The 17,712-nt window shown below is 63.8% G+C and carries 11 protein-coding genes; 8 read left to right on the top strand and 3 right to left on the bottom strand.

Going from position 1 to position 17,712, the window contains the following annotated elements; all coding sequences use genetic code 11:
- Positions 1 to 12 precede the first annotated feature (12 nt).
- Together AC1VVK_RS23280 and AC1VVK_RS23275 are read left to right on the top strand one after the other, a co-directional pair.
- On the top strand, positions 13 to 228 hold the full coding sequence (locus tag AC1VVK_RS23280) for a hypothetical protein (RefSeq protein WP_132391034.1): 216 nt from the start codon (positions 13 to 15) through the stop codon (positions 226 to 228).
- A gap of 232 nt (positions 229 to 460) precedes the next feature.
- Positions 461 to 802 (top strand): hypothetical protein, encoded by a 342-nt coding sequence (locus tag AC1VVK_RS23275; RefSeq protein WP_482905542.1) that lies wholly within the window; start codon positions 461 to 463, stop codon positions 800 to 802.
- Positions 803 to 901: 99 nt separating this feature from the next.
- On the opposite strand, the gene AC1VVK_RS23270 is transcribed toward AC1VVK_RS23275, so the two are convergent.
- Together AC1VVK_RS23270 and AC1VVK_RS23265 are read right to left on the bottom strand one after the other, a co-directional pair.
- Entirely contained in the window at positions 902 to 2,707 is a 1,806-nt protein-coding gene (locus tag AC1VVK_RS23270) for an IlvD/Edd family dehydratase (RefSeq protein ID WP_482906763.1), read from the bottom strand.
- A 5-nt stretch (positions 2,708 to 2,712) separates the two neighbouring features.
- On the bottom strand, positions 2,713 to 4,284 hold the full coding sequence (locus AC1VVK_RS23265) for an aldehyde dehydrogenase (NADP(+)) (protein ID WP_482905541.1): 1,572 nt from the start codon (positions 4,282 to 4,284) through the stop codon (positions 2,713 to 2,715).
- Positions 4,285 to 4,649: 365 nt separating this feature from the next.
- Here AC1VVK_RS23265 and AC1VVK_RS23260 point away from each other — a divergent pair, with 365 nt between their 5' ends.
- The 3 genes from AC1VVK_RS23260 to AC1VVK_RS23250 all read left to right on the top strand — a co-directional run bounded on the left by AC1VVK_RS23260 (position 4,650) and on the right by AC1VVK_RS23250 (position 14,080).
- The gene (locus AC1VVK_RS23260) at positions 4,650 to 5,180 is read left to right on the top strand and encodes a nuclear transport factor 2 family protein (RefSeq protein WP_482905540.1); all 531 of its coding nucleotides are present in this window, start codon (positions 4,650 to 4,652) and stop codon (positions 5,178 to 5,180) included.
- Positions 5,181 to 5,347: 167 nt separating this feature from the next.
- On the top strand, positions 5,348 to 7,117 hold the full coding sequence (locus AC1VVK_RS23255) for a ShlB/FhaC/HecB family hemolysin secretion/activation protein (RefSeq protein ID WP_482905539.1): 1,770 nt from the start codon (positions 5,348 to 5,350) through the stop codon (positions 7,115 to 7,117).
- A 15-nt stretch (positions 7,118 to 7,132) separates the two neighbouring features.
- Positions 7,133 to 14,080, top strand: coding sequence for an MBG domain-containing protein (locus AC1VVK_RS23250; protein WP_482905538.1), 6,948 nt, complete (start codon positions 7,133 to 7,135; stop codon positions 14,078 to 14,080).
- A 57-nt stretch (positions 14,081 to 14,137) separates the two neighbouring features.
- On the opposite strand, the gene AC1VVK_RS23245 is transcribed toward AC1VVK_RS23250, so the two are convergent.
- Complete coding sequence (locus AC1VVK_RS23245) at positions 14,138 to 15,895, bottom strand: chloride channel protein (protein WP_482905537.1); 1,758 nt, start codon at positions 15,893 to 15,895, stop codon at positions 14,138 to 14,140.
- Between the two features lie 103 nt (positions 15,896 to 15,998).
- Between AC1VVK_RS23245 and AC1VVK_RS23240 the strand changes: the two genes are divergently transcribed.
- The 3 genes from AC1VVK_RS23240 (at position 15,999) to AC1VVK_RS23230 (ending at position 17,710) form a co-directional block, all read left to right on the top strand.
- The gene (locus tag AC1VVK_RS23240; RefSeq protein ID WP_482905536.1) at positions 15,999 to 16,406 is read left to right on the top strand and encodes a MarR family winged helix-turn-helix transcriptional regulator; all 408 of its coding nucleotides are present in this window, start codon (positions 15,999 to 16,001) and stop codon (positions 16,404 to 16,406) included.
- 178 nt (positions 16,407 to 16,584) lie between these two features.
- Positions 16,585 to 16,983 (top strand): nuclear transport factor 2 family protein, encoded by a 399-nt coding sequence (locus tag AC1VVK_RS23235; RefSeq protein ID WP_482905535.1) that lies wholly within the window; start codon positions 16,585 to 16,587, stop codon positions 16,981 to 16,983.
- Between the two features lie 58 nt (positions 16,984 to 17,041).
- Positions 17,042 to 17,710 (top strand): hypothetical protein, encoded by a 669-nt coding sequence (locus AC1VVK_RS23230; RefSeq protein ID WP_482905534.1) that lies wholly within the window; start codon positions 17,042 to 17,044, stop codon positions 17,708 to 17,710.
- The last annotated feature ends 2 nt before the right edge of the window (positions 17,711 to 17,712 follow it).

Genomic DNA, 17,712 nt, shown 5'->3' with positions numbered 1-17,712 from the left:
AGGAGTAAGTCGATGGTTCCAGGAAGTTCAAGCCCCGCTCACGAGCGGAATACGGCCATTTACGTGGCGGTGATCGATGGCGCGACGTTTGGTGCACTTGCCGAACGATATGGCATCAGCAGGGTTCGCGTGCAGCAGGTCTATGCCCGCGAGCGGGCAAACGCCTGGGAAGCGCGCAGCCGGGGAGCGACCAGCTACCTTGATCGGCCCATCCCCAAGGATGTCTGATGCTCGCGTTCCATCGCGATGACGCTGCTTTGAGCATGTCCGCACCGTCCATTTGGCGATGCGAACGAGGTTCCGATCCTTCGACGGGCTCAGGATAAGCAGTGGGCGGGAGGGGCGGCGGGATCCCTTTGGGCAGAACATGGCGCGCTTTCAAAACGAGGACGCAGGTGTGGTAATGCTGGCCGCCTCGCTGTAGGCGGGCGGCGCAAGTTCAGACAATTCAGGCAGACGCATGGCCCGCAAGCATTCGAAACATGGCCCCTACGAAGACCTCCGTAGCGAGGAGGATGAGGCTCCGGCTCCCGTTGAGCCTTGCTGGCTCTGCGGCCGCCCCACCGGCAAGACTATCGTCTGGCACCATCCGGTACCCAAGAGCCGGGGCGGGCGCGATGTCGTGCCCATGCACTCGATCTGCCAGCAGACGCTGATCGCCAATTTCACCAATTCCGAATTGCAGCGCCACGGAATGGATGTGGAGGGTTTGCTGGCCGATCCGAACGTGCGCAAGTTCGTCGATTGGGTGGCGAACAAGGACCCCGATTTCACCGCGACCATCACCAAGAAGAAACGCTGATCGGGCCGGAATCGCCCGTCTTTGATCGCCTGCTTTTCCGGTCTCCCGCTGCCTTCGTGGTCCGGACTGTCAGAGTCCGGACCACGCCAGGTCAGATAATCAGTGGTTATGCCGTGGCGTCTTGGCGGAAATCTGGCGGTATTTCACGGCCATTTCCAGCACGGCGCCTTCGGCCATCTGCCCGGTCTTCTCGCGGAAGAGTTCCTCCCACGGGGTATGGCTTTCCGGCACCGGCGGAGGCGTCTCCGTCTTGCGGCGGGCGATCTCCGCTTCGTCCACCAGCGCGTTGCAAGAGCCTGCACGGACATCGATGCGGATCACGTCGCCGGTGCGCAGCCATGAGAGACCGCCGCCGGCGGCGCTCTCGGGCGAGCAGTTGAGGATCGAAGGGCTGTCCGAAGTACCGGACTGGCGCCCGTCGCCCAGCGTCGGCAGCCACTGCACGCCGCGACGGATCAGCGCGTCTGGCGGCTGCATGTTGACGACCTCGGCCGAGCCGGGCCAGCCCAGCGGTCCGGCGCCGCGCATCACGAGGATGCAGTTCTCGTCGATTTCCAGCGAGGGATCGTTGATCCGGTGGTGATAGTCGTCACCGCCCTCGAACACGACCGCGCGGCCTTCGAACACGCCTTCCGAGCCGGGGCGCGAGAGGTAGCGTTCGTGGAATTCGGCGCTGATGACGGAAGTCTTCATGATGCCGAAGTCGAACAGGTTGCCGGAAAGGACGAGGAAGCCCGCCTTTTCGCGCAGCGGTTCGGCGAAAGGACGGATTACCTCGCGGTCGCGTGCTTCGCGGCCGGTAAGGTTTTCGGCCAGCGTCTCGCCGGTCACCGTCAGGCAGTCGTCCGCGAGCACGCCCGCCTGTTGCAGTTCCCACATGACCGACGGCACGCCGCCCGCGCGGTGGAAGCGCTCGCCGAGGAACCGCCCGGCGGGCTGCATGTCGACGATCAGCGGCAGGTCGTAGCCATGCTCGGTCCAGTCCGAGGCGTGGAGTTCGACGCCCGCGTGACGGGCCATCGCCATGACGTGCGGCTGGGCATTGCTCGAACCGCCGATGGCGCTGACCACGCGGATCGCGTTGAGGAAGCTCTCACGCGTCAGGATGGCCGATGGGCGCAGGTCTTCATAGGCCATCTCGACAATGCGGCGGCCGGTTTCGTAGGCGATCTGGCCGCGTTCGCGGTAGGGCGCCGGGATCGCCGCACAGCCGGGGAGCGAGAGGCCCAGCGCCTCGGCCACGGCGTTCATGGTCGAAGCGGTGCCCATGGTGTTGCAGTGCCCGGCCGAAGGGGCGCTGTCGCAGGCGCGCTGGAGGAATTCTTCCTCGTCGATCTGGCCCGCTGCCAGCTTGCGGCGGCTGCGCCAGATCACCGTGCCCGAGCCGACGAGGTCGCCTTCGTGCCAGCCGTCGAGCATCGGGCCGCCCGAGAGGACGATGGCCGGAATGTCCACGGTGGAGGCGGCCATAACCTGCGACGGCGTCGTCTTGTCGCAGCCCGTCGTCAGCACCACACCATCGATGGGGTAGCCGTAGAGGATCTCGACAAGGCCCATATAGGCGAGGTTGCGGTCGAGCGCGGCGGTGGGGCGGCGGCAATTCTCGAAGATCGGGTGGACCGGGAACTCCATCGCGATGCCGCCCGCGTCGCGGATGCCGTCGCGCACACGCTTCGCCAGATCGATATGGATGCGGTTGCACGGCGAAAGGTCGCTGCCCGACTGGGCGATGCCGATGATCGGGCGTCCCGACCGCAGTTCTGCGGGCGTGATGCCGTAGTTCATGAAGCGTTCGAGATAGAGCGCGACCATGTCCGAACGGGCAGGATCGGCGAACCAATCCTGCGAACGGAAGCGGCGCGGTGCCGCGGAGTCGTTGCCCGCAGTGTCGTTATGGTTGTCCATGGTCATCAGCCCAGCTTGAGCACGCCGTCGATGCGGCGCGGTGCGTTCCAGGGATTGCCGTCGCGCAGACCCTCGGGGAGCAGGGCGGACGGCATGTTCTGATAGCACACCGGGCGCAGGAAGCGATCGATCGCCTTGGCCCCGACCGAGGTGGTGCGGCCATCCGAAGTCGAGGGGAACGGCCCGCCATGAACCATTGCGTGGCACACTTCGACGCCGGTGGGCCAGCCGTTGACGAGGATGCGGCCGACCTTGCGCTCCAGCACGGGGAGCAGTTCGGCAGCGGCGTCTTCGTCCTCGGCATCGAGGATCAGCGTGGCGGTGAGTTGGCCTTCGAGCGCGGCGATGACTTGCTTGGCCTCACTCATGTCGGTGACGGTGATGACGAGCGAGGAGGAGCCGAAGACTTCCGCGCCCAGTGCCGCGTCGGCCAGGAAATCGGCGGCGCTGGTCTTGAACAGTGCGCCCTGTGCCTGATGCGGGCCGGTCGGCTCGACACCGCGTGCGAGCGTGGTGACGGCCGAGTGGTCTGCCAGGGCTTCGACGCCATCGACGTAAGCCGCGTGGATGCCCGGCGTCAGCATGTCCTGCGCTGCGCTGCCGACCATGGCAGCGGCGGCCGAGGCGAGGAAGGTGTCGAGGTCCGGGCCGTCCATGGCGATGACGAGGCCGGGATTGGTGCAGAACTGGCCCGCGCCCATCGTCAGCGAGCCGACGAAAGCGGCGCCCAGCGCTTCACCGCGTGCGGCGAGAGCGGCGGGGAACAGCACGACGGGGTTGATCGAGCTCATCTCGGCATAGACCGGGATCGGCTCCGGGCGGCTGGCGGCGGTGCGCATCAGCGCCATGCCGCCGCCGCGCGATCCGGTAAAGCCTACGGCCTTGATGCGGTGGTCGGCGACGAGCGCGGTACCGGCCTCGCGGTTGGCGGGCAGGTAGGAGAACACGCCCTCGGGCAGGTGGCACAGCGCTACCGCGCGCTGGATCGCGCGGGCGACCAGTTCGCCGGTGCCGGGGTGGGCCGAGTGACCCTTGACGATCACCGGGCAACCCGCCGCGAAGGCCGAGGCCGTGTCACCGCCGGCGACGGAGAAGGCGAGGGGGAAGTTGCTCGCGCCGAACACCACGACCGGGCCGAGCGAGACCTTGCGGACGCGCAGGTCCGGGCGGGGCAGCGGTGCGCGTTCGGGCAGGGCGGGATCGATGGTGAGGTCAGCCCAACTGCCTTCGCGCAGGACCTGGGCGAAGAGGCGAAGCTGGCCGGTGGTGCGGCCGCGTTCGCCTTCGAGGCGGGCGCGCGGCAGGCCGGTTTCGGCCATGGCGCGCTCGATCAGGTCATCGCCAATGCGCACGATCTCGTCCGCAATGGTTTCCAGGAACACGGCGCGGGTTTCCGGCGCGGCTTCCGCGAAGGCAATTGCAGCGGCATCGGCCAGCGCGCAGGCGCGCTCCACTTCCGGCAGGCCGGCGGTGGTGAACCGGGGTTCGATGGCGGCGCCCGTGGCAGGGTTTACCGCGGTATAAGTGGTCTCGGTATGCTCTTCGCTGCGGCCGATGAGAATGGCGCCGGTGATCATCGTAACAGTCCTTCCACCCACGGGGATTTGCGGAGGCCGCCGCCAAACAGCGCACAGGTGTCCGGGAATCGCGCGCACGGGCAGGGCACGTACGGAGCAATCTCGATCACATCGGCATCCTCAACGATTTCGTTTTGGTAGCGCTATCATTTACCCGGTGCGCAGCCGCCGTCAAGGGCAAATGGGAGGGACGGCCGAGAGCAATCGGGCAACGGCGAACGATGCGCATCGGCGGGTTGGCGCGCGCGGGATCCTCTCTGACCGATCGGCAGATCATCTCCAGTCAAATCGCGGGGGAGGTTTGTTGCTTTCGGCGGAATTAAGAGCGTCGCGTGACTTCCGGGTACTTCAAAGGACAGAGCGCCATGACCACATTCGTAAGCAGGATCGCCGCCGAACTCGCCGACCGCGAGGCGATCCGCGAATGCCTTTCGCGCTATGCGCGCGGTGTGGATCGGCTCGATGCCGACATGGTCCGCAGCGCTTACTGGCCGGATTGCATCGACGAGCACCTGAGCTTCCGGGGCAATGCCGAGGAGTTCATTGACTGGTCCTTTGCGGCGATGGGCACGATGGACCAGACCATGCACTTCGTCTGCAATGTGCTGATGACCATTGATGGCAACACTGCCGACGTGGAATCCTATTTCTACGGCATCCATCGCATCAACACGCCGGACGGCAAGCGGGACGTTATCGGCGCGGGCCGTTATGTCGATCGCTTCGAGAAGCGCGATGACGAATGGCGCATCAAGGAACGGCTCGTTGTCACCGACTGGTTTCGTGAATACTCGGACTCGGCGGATTGGTCGAAGGGCCTGATGGGCATCCCCATCACACCGGGCGGCCGCTACCCTCACGACGAGAGCTACAAGCGCATCGCGCTGGATCGGTGACGCGGCGCGGCGCCCTCATTCCGGGGTCGCGTTAATCCTTTAACTTTGGCGAGTTTCCATAAATGGCGTGACCGATGTCACGCAAAATTAACGCGGCATATGGTCATAGGCGCCCGCTTCAAGAGTGAACCCTTTGATTCGGAGGGGGAGTTCCCAAGGGGGAAATTTTGACCAAGAATTCGTATAACTGCCTCAAGCAGCAGGGGCGGCGCCTGCGTGTGGGCGGTACTCGCACGTCGTCGATTGCTCTTGCTCTGTCGGCCAGCGCGATTGCCTTGTTTGCCGTTCCGGCCATGGCGCAAAGTGTTCCGAACGCGGGCAGCCTTCAGAGAGAGCTTCGGCAGGGCCTTCCCGGCGGCGTTCCCCGCCAGTCGCCGCTGCCCTTGGCGCCTTCGGAAGCAGACACGGCCACCGGCGGCGAAACCGTTCGGGTCGAACGCTTCGTGATCGAGGGAGCCACTTTGCTTCAGGAAAGCGAACTGGCAACCGCGACCCAATCCTATATCGGCCGAGATCTCACGCTTCGTGGCCTTCAGGCGGCCGCCCAGGCGGTTGCCGATGTCTATCGCCGCCACGGCTTCTTTGCACGCACTGTGCTGCCGCCGCAGGACGTGACCACCGGCATCGTCCACATCCGCGTGATCGAAGGCCGCTTTGGTCGCATCGTCACCGAAGACAAGGCGGCGCGTGCTGACGGTGCCTTCGTGGAACGCGTGGTCGGCGGCCGCCTCACGCAAGGCGCGCCCTATTCGGATCAGGCGCTCGAACGCGGCCTGCTGGTCGCCAACGATCTCCCGGGCATCCGCGCTGACGGCGTGCTCAAGGCGGGCAGCGCCCCCGGCACCAGCGATCTTGCTCTTACCGTAACCGACACGGCATTGGTGACCGGCAGCATCAGCGCGGACAATGGCGGCGTCGATGCCACTGGTCTTTGCCGGGGGATCGCCTCGCTGGCGCTCAACAACCTCACCGGCAAGGGCGATCAAGTCACGCTGCTGGGGCTGGGATCGCGCGATCTCGGCTATGGCCAGATCGGTTGGAACGTGCCGCTCGGCACGGGCGGGTGGCGCGCGGGCGTCTATGCCAGCTACATGCGCTACACGCTGGGCGGCGACTTTGCCGACCTTGACGGGCGCGGCAATGCCGATACCCAGGGGTTGGAGGTCACCTATCCCGTGATCCGCAGCGCCACCCAGACGCTGCAACTTCGTGCCGCTTACGAACACGGTCATTATCACGATGATCTGCTTGGCGAAGCGGCCCATCGCAAGCAGGTAAACCGTCTGGCCCTTTCGCTGAGCGGCGAAGGCAGCGACAGGCTGGGCGGGGGTGGCCGCACGCGCTACGCGCTGACGATGACGCTCGGGTCGCTAGACCTGAACGGTCTTCCCAGCGACCGCATTCTCGACAGTCTGACGACCGATGCCAACGGCGCCTACGGCAAGCTTCAGGCCGAACTCACGCGGGACCAGCGGCTTGCAGGGCCATTCTTCCTGCGCGTTCGCGTCACCGGGCAGTGGGCGATGAACAATCTCGATTCTTCAGAGCAGTTCTCGCTGGGCGGCCCCTATGGCGTCCGCGCTTTCCCCGTCAACGAGGCGATGGGCGATCGCGGCGCGCTGGCCAATGCCGAACTGCACGTGCCCGTCAGCGGCGGCGCGCTCAAGGGGCTTGACCTCTATGGCTTCGTCGATGGCGGCGCCATCCGCCTGCATACGCGGACATGGGCTGGCTGGAACGATCCGGGCGCGGACAATGTCTACGCGCTTGCCGGGGCCGGCGCGGGCGTGACCTATGCTCTGCCCTACGGGTTCTCGATCGCAGCCGTGGTTGCCGCGCCGATCACCGACAATCCGGGCGGTCCCGACAAGCAGCACAACGAAGATGGCAGCAAGCGCAACGTGCGCGGCTGGTTCAACCTCTCCAAGACATTCTGATCGGACAGACCTCCAATGATCACCCGGACCCGCCGCCTTGCCATGAACGCAAGCGTTTCGCTTTTCAGCCTTGCACTTGCCACGCCGGCGCTTGCCAATCCCCCGACCAATGCGCTGCCGACGGGGGGCGAAGTCGCCGCCGGACAAGTGTCCATTGGCACCAGCGGCGCCGCTATGACTGTAACCCAGTCGAGCCAGCGCGGCATCGTCAACTGGCAGGGCTTTGACATCGGCAAGGATGCCTCGGTTTCCTTCGTGCAACCTGACGCCAACGCGGTCACGCTGAACCGCGTGCTTTCGTCGGCGGGATCGACAATCGCGGGCACGCTCACGTCGAACGGCAAGGTCTATGTCGTCAATCCTAACGGCGTGCTGTTCACCTCGACCGCACAAGTCAACGTGGGCGGACTGGTTGCGGCGGCGGGATCGATTTCGGATGCCGACTTCCTCGCGGGCACGGATCGCTTCACGCTGAACGAGGGCGGTTCGGTGATCAATCAGGGCCTGATTACGGCCCATGAGGGCGGCCAGGTCGTGCTGGTTGGCGGAACCGTCTCGAACCTCGGTTCGATCTCGGCCAGCAAGGGCGACATCGTGCTCGCCTCCGGTGCCGGGGTGCTGCTCGATGCTGGGGCCAACGGACACCTGCAAGTGCAGGTCGATGGCGCGACGACACAGGCGCTGGTCGAGAACGGCGGCCTGATCGCAGCCGGTGGCGGCCAGGTGCTGCTCAGCGCACAAGGCGCCAGCGCGGCGGTGTCGTCGGTGGTATCGAACACCGGCACGATCGAGGCGCATACGCTGGCCAACCAGTCGGGACGGATCCTCCTGCTGGCAGGCATGGCGGGCGGCACCGTCAATGCCGGCGGCGTGCTTGATGCTTCTGCGCCCGATGGCGGGGATGGCGGCTTTGTCGAGACTTCGGCCGCGAAGGTTGCCGTAAGCGACGACATCAAGGTTTCCACCAAGGCGGCCTCCGGTGCGTTCGGCACCTGGTTGATCGATCCCACCGACGTTGAGATCTCATCCACTCAGGATGCGGCTGGCCTGCTCAACAATGCGACGCTTTCCGCCAGTCTTGAAAACGGCAATGTCGCAATCTCGCTGGGGGTTAGCGGCAGCTTGACGGTGAAGGATGCGGTCAGCTGGAATGCGTCGACCACGCTGTCCCTGACCTCGGCCGGAAGCTTGTCCGTCGCGGCCGATATCACGGCGACAGGTGCCTCGGCGGGGCTCCAGCTCGTGAGCAATTCCGGCGCCATCGGCATTTCCGGCGACATCACGTTAAGCGGCGCGAATGCGTCACTCAGTCTCAATGCGGGTGGTGCAGGTTATAACCTGATCGATGGCGCCCGCATCTCGCTTCCGGGGAGCAATGCCGGTCTGACGATCGACAGTCAGGCATATACGCTGATCCACGATGTCAACCAGCTGCAGGCGACGAGCGGGAGTGGATACATCGCTCTGGCCAATGACATTGATGCCTCCAGCATCGCGAACTTCGTCCCGATCGCGAACCAGGCCGGCACATTCGCGGGGCTTGGCCACTTCATCGACAGGCTGACGATCAATAAACCATCGTCCGCTTATGTCGGGCTGTTCTCTAGGGCCAGCGGGACAATTCGGGACGTGACCCTTTCCAACGTCTCCGTTATTGGCGGCGCTGTAACAGGATCACTCGTTGGATATCGTATCGCCGGAACCGTTTCCAACGCCCACGTGACCGGAAGTGTTTCGGGAAGTGATCATGTTGGCGGTCTCGTGGGAGGGAGCGTCGGCGGTACCATCGACAATTCTTCGTCATCAGCCAGCATCACCGGCAGGCAATATGTCGGAGGGTTGTCCGGCGAAGAAGATAATGGCACCATTAGAAATTCCTATGCCACCGGAACAGTCTCGGCATCGATTGGCTATGCAGGCGGTCTTGTTGGATTTGGATCCAATGAAACGATTGCGAATGTCTATGCCAGCGGCGCCGTCTCGGGGAGCACTTTTACCGGAGGTCTTGTAGGATATTCCGGGATCATGGCCGGCGTAAGCAATGCGTATTGGGATATTCAAAGCACCGGTCAAAGTTCCAGCGCTGTCGGCACCGGCATCTCCAACAGCCAGGCCTACACCGCCGCGACCTACAGCGGCTTTGACTTCGCCAATACATGGACCATGGTTGACGGCAACACGCGCCCCATGTTGCGCAGTGAGGCATCGAGCGTAATCGCAACCCCGCACGCCCTCCAGCTCGCCAATCTGGACTTGGCCGGAAATTACGAACTCGGCGCGGATATCGATCTTGCAGGCAGCTTTACCGTCAACGGCGGCAACAACTATTACTCCGATGTCTGGGCCCCGGCCGGGTTCAGCCCCATCGGTAACGTCGGTGTCGCCTTCACCGGATCGTTCGACGGCCGGAATCACACTATCACCGGTCTTAAGATCAATCGCGGCAACGAGAGCTATGTCGGCCTCTTCGGCAGCACCTCGGGCGCGGCGATCAAGGATGTCGTGCTTTCCGGCGGCAGTGTAACCGGATTGGACCATGTCGGCGCGCTTGTCGGCGCATCGCAGGACGGAAGCATCACCGGCGCGGGATCCTCGGCGACGGTGACGGGAACATCGTCCGGCGAAGTCGACACAGGCGGACTCGCTGGTTATGTGAACGGGACCAGCATTACCGCCGCATGGGCCAGCGGAAATGTGGTCAGTCAGGGGCGCAATATCGGCGGCCTTGTCGGATATCTCAATTCCGGCACGATCGGCCAGTCCTATGCTACCGGCAATATCGCCGGCAGTCAGGGGCCGTTGGGCAACGCGGTTGCTGGCGGATTTGTCGGTCTGAACAGGGGAACGATCTCCAATTCCTTTGCTACGGGTTCCGTAACCTCAAGCATGAGCTATCTCGGCGGCTTTGTGGGTTACAATAACGGTTCGATTACGAACGCTTACGCCACCGGCAACGTCAACGGCTTGATCCTTGCAAGTTCGATTGGCGGATTTGTGGGCTCGAACGACTTCAACGGAACTATCGTGAACGCCTTTGCAACAGGCATGGTGGTCGGCGGCGCGGTGACGGGCGGCTTCGCTGGATACAATGCCGCTGGGCCAAGTATCACGGGGGCCTATTATAACGCGAGTACGAGCGGTCAAGTCTTGGGAATTGGGGGAGGTCCCGGCAACGCTGTCGGCCTCACGTCGGAAGGCATGACCTCGCTGGCCAATTTCACAGCGGCCGGCTGGAGCATTGACGATGAGGGCGGAACGGCTTCGGTCTGGCGGATCTACGATGGAAGCACCACGCCGATGCTCCGTTCGTTCCTCACGCAACTGACCGTCACGAACCAGTCCGCGACCAAGACTTACGATGGCCTTGCTTACTCCGTCGGCAATACCGTCTCGTACAGCGGCTTTACCAGCAATGATACGGTTGCGAACCTTGGCGGATCGTTGACCGTTGGCGGCGCGGCGAATGGTGCTATCGACGCCGGAACCTATGCCATTACGGCATCGGGTCTCTACTCGACCAAGTATGACATCGTCAGCGTCGACGGGACGCTCACGGTCGACAAGGCTGCTCTGACGGTGACAGCCAATGACGCGACCAAGACGTATGACGGACTGGCTTACGACGGCAGTTCGGGCCTCTCGTACAGCGGCTTCGTCCACGGCGAAACCGCTTCGGTCCTCGGGGGAGCAGCCGCGTACTCCAGCGGCATCAATGCCGGAACCTCTGCGATCAGCGCTTCAGGGCTGACCTCGAACAACTACGCGATCACTTACGTCGATGGTGCCCTTACGGTGAACAAGGCGTCACTGACCGTGACTGCGAGCGATGCCAGCAAGACTTACGACGGCCTCGCCTACAGCGGCGGCGCCGGGGTGACCTATAGCGGCCTCGTCAATGGCGAGACATCCTCGGTGCTCGGCGGCACGCTGGCTTACGGCGGCACCGCACAGGGCGCGACGAACGCAGGGACATACACGCTGAGCGCGTCTGGTCTGACGTCTGGCAACTATGCGATTAGCTACGTCGGCGGCGGTCTCACGGTGAACAAGGCGTCACTGACCGTGACCGCGAGCGATGCCAGCAAGACCTATGACGGCCTTGCCTACAGCGGCGGCGCCGGGGTGACCTATAGCGGCCTCGTCAATGGCGAGACATCCTCGGTGCTCGGCGGCACGCTGGCTTACGGCGGCACCGCACAGGGCGCGACGAACGCCGGGACATACACGCTGAGCGCGTCTGGTCTGACGTCTGGCAACTATGCGATCAGCTACGTCGGCGGCGGTCTCACGGTGAACAAGGCGGCACTGACCGTGACCGCGAGCGATGCCAGCAAGACTTACGACGGCCTCGCCTACGGCGGCGGCGCCGGGGTGACCTATAGCGGCCTCGTCAATGGCGAAACGTCGTCGGTGCTCGGCGGCACGCTGGCTTACGGCGGCACCGCACAGGGCGCGACGAACGCAGGGACATACACGCTGAGCGCGTCTGGTCTGACGTCTGGCAACTATGCGATTAGCTACGTCGGCGGCGGTCTCACGGTGAACAAGGCGGCACTGACCGTGACTGCGAGCGATGCCAGCAAGACCTATGACGGCCTCGCCTACGGCGGCGGCGCCGGGGTGACCTATAGCGGCCTCGTCAATGGCGAAACGTCGTCGGTGCTCGGCGGCACGCTGGCTTACGGCGGCACCGCACAGGGCGCGACGAACGCCGGGACATACACGCTGAGCGCGTCTGGTCTGACGTCTGGCAACTATGCGATTAGCTACGTCGGCGGCGGTCTCACGGTGAACAAGGCGGCACTGACCGTGACCGCGAGCGATGCCAGCAAGACCTATGACGGCCTTGCCTACAGCGGCGGCGCCGGGGTGACCTATAGCGGCCTCGTCAATGGCGAGACATCCTCGGTGCTCGGCGGCACGCTGGCTTACGGCGGCACCGCACAGGGCGCGACGAACGCCGGGACATACACGCTGAGCGCGTCTGGTCTGACGTCTGGCAACTATGCGATCAGCTACGTCGGCGGCGGTCTCACGGTGAACAAGGCGGCACTGACCGTGACTGCGAGCGATGCCAGCAAGACCTATGACGGCCTTGCCTACAGCGGCGGCGCCGGGGTGACCTATAGCGGCCTCGTCAATGGCGAGACATCCTCGGTGCTCGGCGGCACGCTGGCTTATGGTGGCACCGCACAGGGCGCGACGAACGCAGGGACATACACGCTGAGCGCGTCTGGTCTGACGTCTGGCAACTATGCGATTAGCTACGTCGGCGGCGGTCTCACGGTGAACAAGGCGGCACTGACCGTGACCGCGAGCGATGCCAGCAAGACCTATGACGGCCTCGCCTACGGCGGCGGCGCCGGGGTGACCTATAGCGGCCTCGTCAATGGCGAGACATCCTCGGTGCTCGGCGGCACGCTGGCTTACGGCGGCACCGCACAGGGCGCGACGAACGCAGGGACATACACGCTGAGCGCGTCTGGTCTGACGTCTGGCAACTATGCGATTAGCTACGTCGGCGGCGGTCTCACGGTGAACAAGGCGGCACTGACCGTGACCGCGAGCGATGCCAGCAAGACCTATGACGGCCTTGCCTACAGCGGTGGCGCCGGGGTGACCTATAGCGGCCTCGTCAATGGCGAGACATCCTCGGTGCTCGGCGGCACGCTGGCTTACGGCGGCACCGCACAGGGCGCGACGAACGCCGGGACATACACGCTGAGCGCGTCTGGTCTGACGTCTGGCAACTATGCGATTAGCTACGTCGGCGGCGGTCTCACGGTGAACAAGGCGGCACTGACCGTGACCGCGAGCGATGCCAGCAAGACTTACGATGGCCTCGCCTACGGCGGCGGCGCCGGGGTGACCTATAGCGGCCTCGTCAATGGCGAGACATCCTCGGTGCTCGGCGGCACGCTGGCTTACGGCGGCACCGCACAGGGCGCGACGAACGCAGGGACATACACGCTGAGCGCGTCTGGTCTGACGTCTGGCAACTATGCGATTAGCTACGTCGGCGGTGGTCTCACGGTGAACAAGGCGGCACTGACCGTGACCGCGAGCGATGCCAGCAAGACCTATGACGGCCTTGCCTACAGCGGTGGCGCCGGGGTGACCTATAGCGGCCTCGTCAATGGCGAGACATCCTCGGTGCTCGGCGGCACGCTGGCTTACGGCGGCACCGCACAGGGCGCGACGAACGCCGGGACATACACGCTGAGCGCGTCTGGTCTGACGTCTGGCAACTATGCGATTAGCTACGTCGGCGGCGGTCTCACGGTGAACAAGGCGGCACTGACCGTGACCGCGAGCGATGCCAGCAAGACTTACGATGGCCTCGCCTACGGCGGCGGCGCTGGCGTGACCTATAGCGGCTTCGCGAATGGCGAAGATGCCACCGTTCTCGTCGGCAATCTCATGTACGGAGGGAGCTCGCAGGGGGCTCGCAATGCCGGTTCGTACGGGATCGCCGTTTCTGGCCTTGCTTCCGCCAACTACGCGATTTCCTATACCGATGGTGTCCTTTCCATCGACCCGGCGAAGCTTGCGATCGCGGCGGATTCAAAGACGATCCCCGCGCTGGGAAGCTTGCCGCCCCTGACCTATACGGTCGATGGTCTCGTTGCTGGAGACAGCGCCAATTCCGTGATTACGGGAGCGCTGCTCACCGATGCGGATACGAACCGGCCGGGAAGCTATGCGATCCTGCAGGGAACGCTGGCCGTTGCCGATAGCAACTATCAGCTTGCGGGCTTTACGCCGGGCGTCCTCACCGTCGACGGCACGCAGGCTCATGCCGACGCGCCGATCAGCAGCGAACTGCAAGTGTCTCTGCAGCAATCCTCATCCGCCAACCACACTCGCGGCAATTCGGCGCCGTTCGTTCCGGGGGCAATGGGGCAGTCGGCCGGTACCATTATCGACGGTCACCTCGGCTTCGAGGGTGATTTCATTCCCTAAAACGGTAAGACCTGCGCCGGCACAACTGGCGCAGGTCTTACTGCCTTGACGCTGTGGTCAGGATTGCCGCCTGCTCCGCGCGCGCTCCGCACTGCCGTGGGCGCGGCGGACCTTGAGCAGGTCGTGGCGGCTCAAAATGCCTGAAACGCGGCCGGTTTCAGAATCGACGATAGGAATGCGTCCCACATCGGCCTCCACCATCATGTCGGCAATCCGGCTGATCGGATCGAATTGGCAGCCGAATGGAATGGATGCGTCCGAGGCGACTTCGGCCAAAGTCGCGTCCGTTTCCGCGCCGTGCACTTTCCAGCGCAGGATGTCGGATCGGGAGACCATTCCAGCCAACTTGCCGTGCGCATCGATCACCGGATAGCTGCGGAACTGCGCGTCGGTGCTGAAGAAGGCGATGGCGTCGGCGACGGGCATAGTGCCGGGCAAGGTCTGCGGATCCGGCGTCATGACCTGCAGTGCCTGAAGGAAATCGAACGGATCGACTGTGTATTCCTGAAGGATATGGCGGCCGCGCCGCGCGATCTTTTCGGTCAGGATCGAGCGGCGCATCATGAGGACGCTGACGGTGTAGGCTCCGCCAGCCGCTGCAAGCGTAAGGGGCAGCATGGCGAAATCGCCGGTCAGTTCCACCGCGAAGAGCGTGGCCATCAGCGGCGCTCGCATCGCGCCGCTGAGGATGCCCGCCATGCCGGCCAGCGCCCAGACTGCCGCACCACCGGGCAGGTAATGCCCGAGCAGGAAGCCCAGCGCTCCGCCAATCAGCAGCAGCGGCGCAAGAACGCCGCCCGACGTGCCCGAACCCAGGGCGATCAGCCATACGGTCGCCTTGACCAGAAGCAGCGCCACCGCCACGCGGATCGCCAGCGATCCATCGAGCAGGCCGCGGATGCTTTCGTAACCCGCGCCCAGAACGTGGGCATCGATCAGGCCGCCGATCCCGACCGCCAGACCGCCAAGCGCGGGCCACCACATCCAGTGGATCGGCAGGCGGGCGAACTGGTCCTCCACTTTGTAGAGCAGTGCGGAGAGCAGGCACGCCTGCCCGCCTGCGAGCATGCCGATGGCCAGCGCGACGCCGATCAGCCCAGGTGCGAGCGGCAATGCATGATGCACCGGGAACAGCGGGCCCGTGCTGACCAGCAATGGCCGCCAGAGCCATGAGACCAGAACTGCCATCACCACGGGTACGAAGCTGCGCGGTTTCCATTCGAACAAGAGCACCTCAATGGCGAGCAGGATTGCCGCTATCGGTGTGCCGAAGATGGCGGTCATGCCCGCAGCGGCGCCGGAGACCAGCAGCGTCTTACGCTCCGCCGCGCTGAAGCTGAAGAATTGGGCGAACAGCGAACCGATGGCGCCGCCGGTCATGATGATCGGGCCTTCGGCGCCGAACGGGCCGCCGCTGCCGATGGAAATGGCGGAAGACAGCGGCTTCAGCACGGCGACTTTCAAGGACAGACGGCTTTCGCCGTAAAGGATCGCCTCGATCGCCTCGGGAATGCCGTGGCCTCGGATTTTTTCCGAACCGAAGCGCGCCATCAGGCCGACGATCAGGCTGCCGATGGCAGGCACCGCGACCAGCCATACGCCCAGCGCATTGTCGGTGATGGCCGAAGGCGCGGCGGAAAGGCGGCCGAACCAGAACAGATTGGTGGCGACCGCGATGGCCTTCAGCAGAACCCACGCGCCCAAGGCGCCGCCCGTGCCCACTGGCAGTGCGGCGAGCGCCAGCATGAGCATGCGCCGGTCCGCGCTGTGATCGCCCAATGGGCGCCGGGACGAAGGTAAATCTTGGAATGTCATGGCATGGCGCTCGAATGGAAGGAGTGGATTGCGCGGCACATATATCGTAATGCGATATTTATCAACGATTGACAAAATTGGCCCCGAACAGGGACTGGAAGGCATGAGCCACGAACTGACCGATGCCGATTATGCGGCGCTAGCCGACTTTCGATTCTCGCTGCGGCAGTTCCAGGCCTTCAGCGAAGCGAAGGCGGCGGAGTGCGGATTGACGCCGCAGCAGCATCAGGCCCTGCTGGTTATCCGGGCGGCACCGGCAGAGGCGGCCACGGTCGGGCATGTGGCCGAACGGCTGATCCTGAAGCCGCACAGCGCGACGGGGCTGGTTGATCGGCTGGTTTCGCTCGGCCTTGTCCAGAGAGCGCCGTCGCGCGATGACAAGCGCCGCGCACTGCTTGCATTGACCGAGCAGGCGCACCGCACGCTGGAAACGCTCAGCGCGACGCACCGTGAGGAAATCGGCCGCCTGAAGCCGATGCTGATCGCGCTGTTGGACAAGCTTCAGGTGTGATTGCGTTACTTGCACGTGTGGCGAAATAATCGCGACGCGGGTGCTAATTGAGAATAATTTTCAAATTAACTACTGAGATTATAGTTCTGAATGATGTTGATGAGCGGTTTTTGTGGATCGCAAGTAAACGGATTTTGGAATATATTCGGCGCGCTGTCTTAGTATCATGGAGATGGTCATGCTTGACCGCGACGCCGCGTTGCAGACAATTCGGGATGTCTATGCTGCCCGTGTTTCGGGAGATAAGGAAGCATTGGCAACCTATTGGGCCGATGATGCGCGCTTCGATTTTGTCGGAGCGCGATCGCTGTTGGAACCTGTCGGTTTCAGTTCTGAATCTTCGATGGATCAGATCGGCCAGTTGATCGATCGCTTTCGGTTCAGCGATCTTGAACTTCTGGATGCGGTGGTCGAAGGTGAAAAGATCGCGGCGCGCTGGGAAGTTACCGTTGCGGCCGAAGGAAAAGAACCGGTTCGTACGCAACTGTTCGACCTGATCACTTTGGATGAAGAGGGCAAAATCCGGTCCTTCATCCAATTTACCGATACCGCTTTGGTCCGGCACGTGGCGGCCTGAAGACAATTGCGGCTCACAAACGTCTCGCGGCAATTCCGGTAAGGTTTTATGCTGCGGCATGATTTTCGCTCGTGCCGTTCTTGCCATGATGCTCGCTTCGGCTGCTGCCGCAGGGTGCCCCATCGCCGCTGCCCAATCGGCGGATGTAGTGGGGGTTTACGACGGCGGACAAACCGAGATGGCCGCCGGTATCGAACTGCACGCGGACGGCCGTTTCCTTTATGGAATGTACTATGGCGCGCTTGATGAACAGGCGCAGGGCACTTGGACGTCCGATGGAAGTCAGGTGCTGCTCACCAGCGATCCGGTCGTCCCGCCCCGATTTGTCCTGATCGACCACCACGATGCGCCTGCCGGGCAGATCAGGCTTCTGCTGGACCTGCCCGAGGGGATGTCCCGGCAATATTTCAACGCGGAATTCCGGCTCCCGGACGGAAGCGTGACCGACCGCCAACTCAGCGACGAGCCGGAGCCGCTGGAATTCGATGCGCGCGCAATGCCCGTTTCGGTCACTCTGCGGCTTCCCGTCTTCGATCTTCGCGGCGAAACCATCGAATTGCCGCCACCGATGGGCCACGAGATCCATGTCCGTTTCGAGCCGCACGATCTGGGCGTGGTTGCGTTTACACGGACGCCGCTGCGCAGGGACCATGGCGACCTGATCCTCCAACGATACGATCGCACCATCCGCTTCAGGCGGGTCGCGGCTGCGGAGAGCCCTCGGTAAGA

It is taken from the genome of Novosphingobium sp. BL-S-32 (genome assembly GCF_056857055.1).
The sequence above is the reverse complement of the archived record's forward strand: the minus strand, read 5'-3'. Positions and strand labels throughout refer to the sequence as shown.

Bases quoted from the DNA above. Each gene is read 5' to 3' on its own strand.
- AC1VVK_RS23270 (WP_482906763.1), bottom strand. From the start codon at position 2,707: ATGGACAACCATAACGACACTGCGGGCAACGACTCCGCGGCACCGCGC.
- AC1VVK_RS23275 (WP_482905542.1), top strand. From the start codon at position 461: ATGGCCCGCAAGCATTCGAAACATGGCCCCTACGAAGACCTCCGTAGC.
- AC1VVK_RS23265 (WP_482905541.1), bottom strand. From the start codon at position 4,284: ATGATCACCGGCGCCATTCTCATCGGCCGCAGCGAAGAGCATACCGAG.
- AC1VVK_RS23260 (WP_482905540.1), top strand. From the start codon at position 4,650: ATGACCACATTCGTAAGCAGGATCGCCGCCGAACTCGCCGACCGCGAG.
- AC1VVK_RS23245 (WP_482905537.1), bottom strand. From the start codon at position 15,895: ATGACATTCCAAGATTTACCTTCGTCCCGGCGCCCATTGGGCGATCAC.
- AC1VVK_RS23250 (WP_482905538.1), top strand. From the start codon at position 7,133: ATGATCACCCGGACCCGCCGCCTTGCCATGAACGCAAGCGTTTCGCTT.
- AC1VVK_RS23230 (WP_482905534.1), top strand. From the start codon at position 17,042: ATGATTTTCGCTCGTGCCGTTCTTGCCATGATGCTCGCTTCGGCTGCT.
- AC1VVK_RS23280 (WP_132391034.1), top strand. From the start codon at position 13: ATGGTTCCAGGAAGTTCAAGCCCCGCTCACGAGCGGAATACGGCCATT.
- AC1VVK_RS23240 (WP_482905536.1), top strand. From the start codon at position 15,999: ATGAGCCACGAACTGACCGATGCCGATTATGCGGCGCTAGCCGACTTT.
- AC1VVK_RS23235 (WP_482905535.1), top strand. From the start codon at position 16,585: ATGCTTGACCGCGACGCCGCGTTGCAGACAATTCGGGATGTCTATGCT.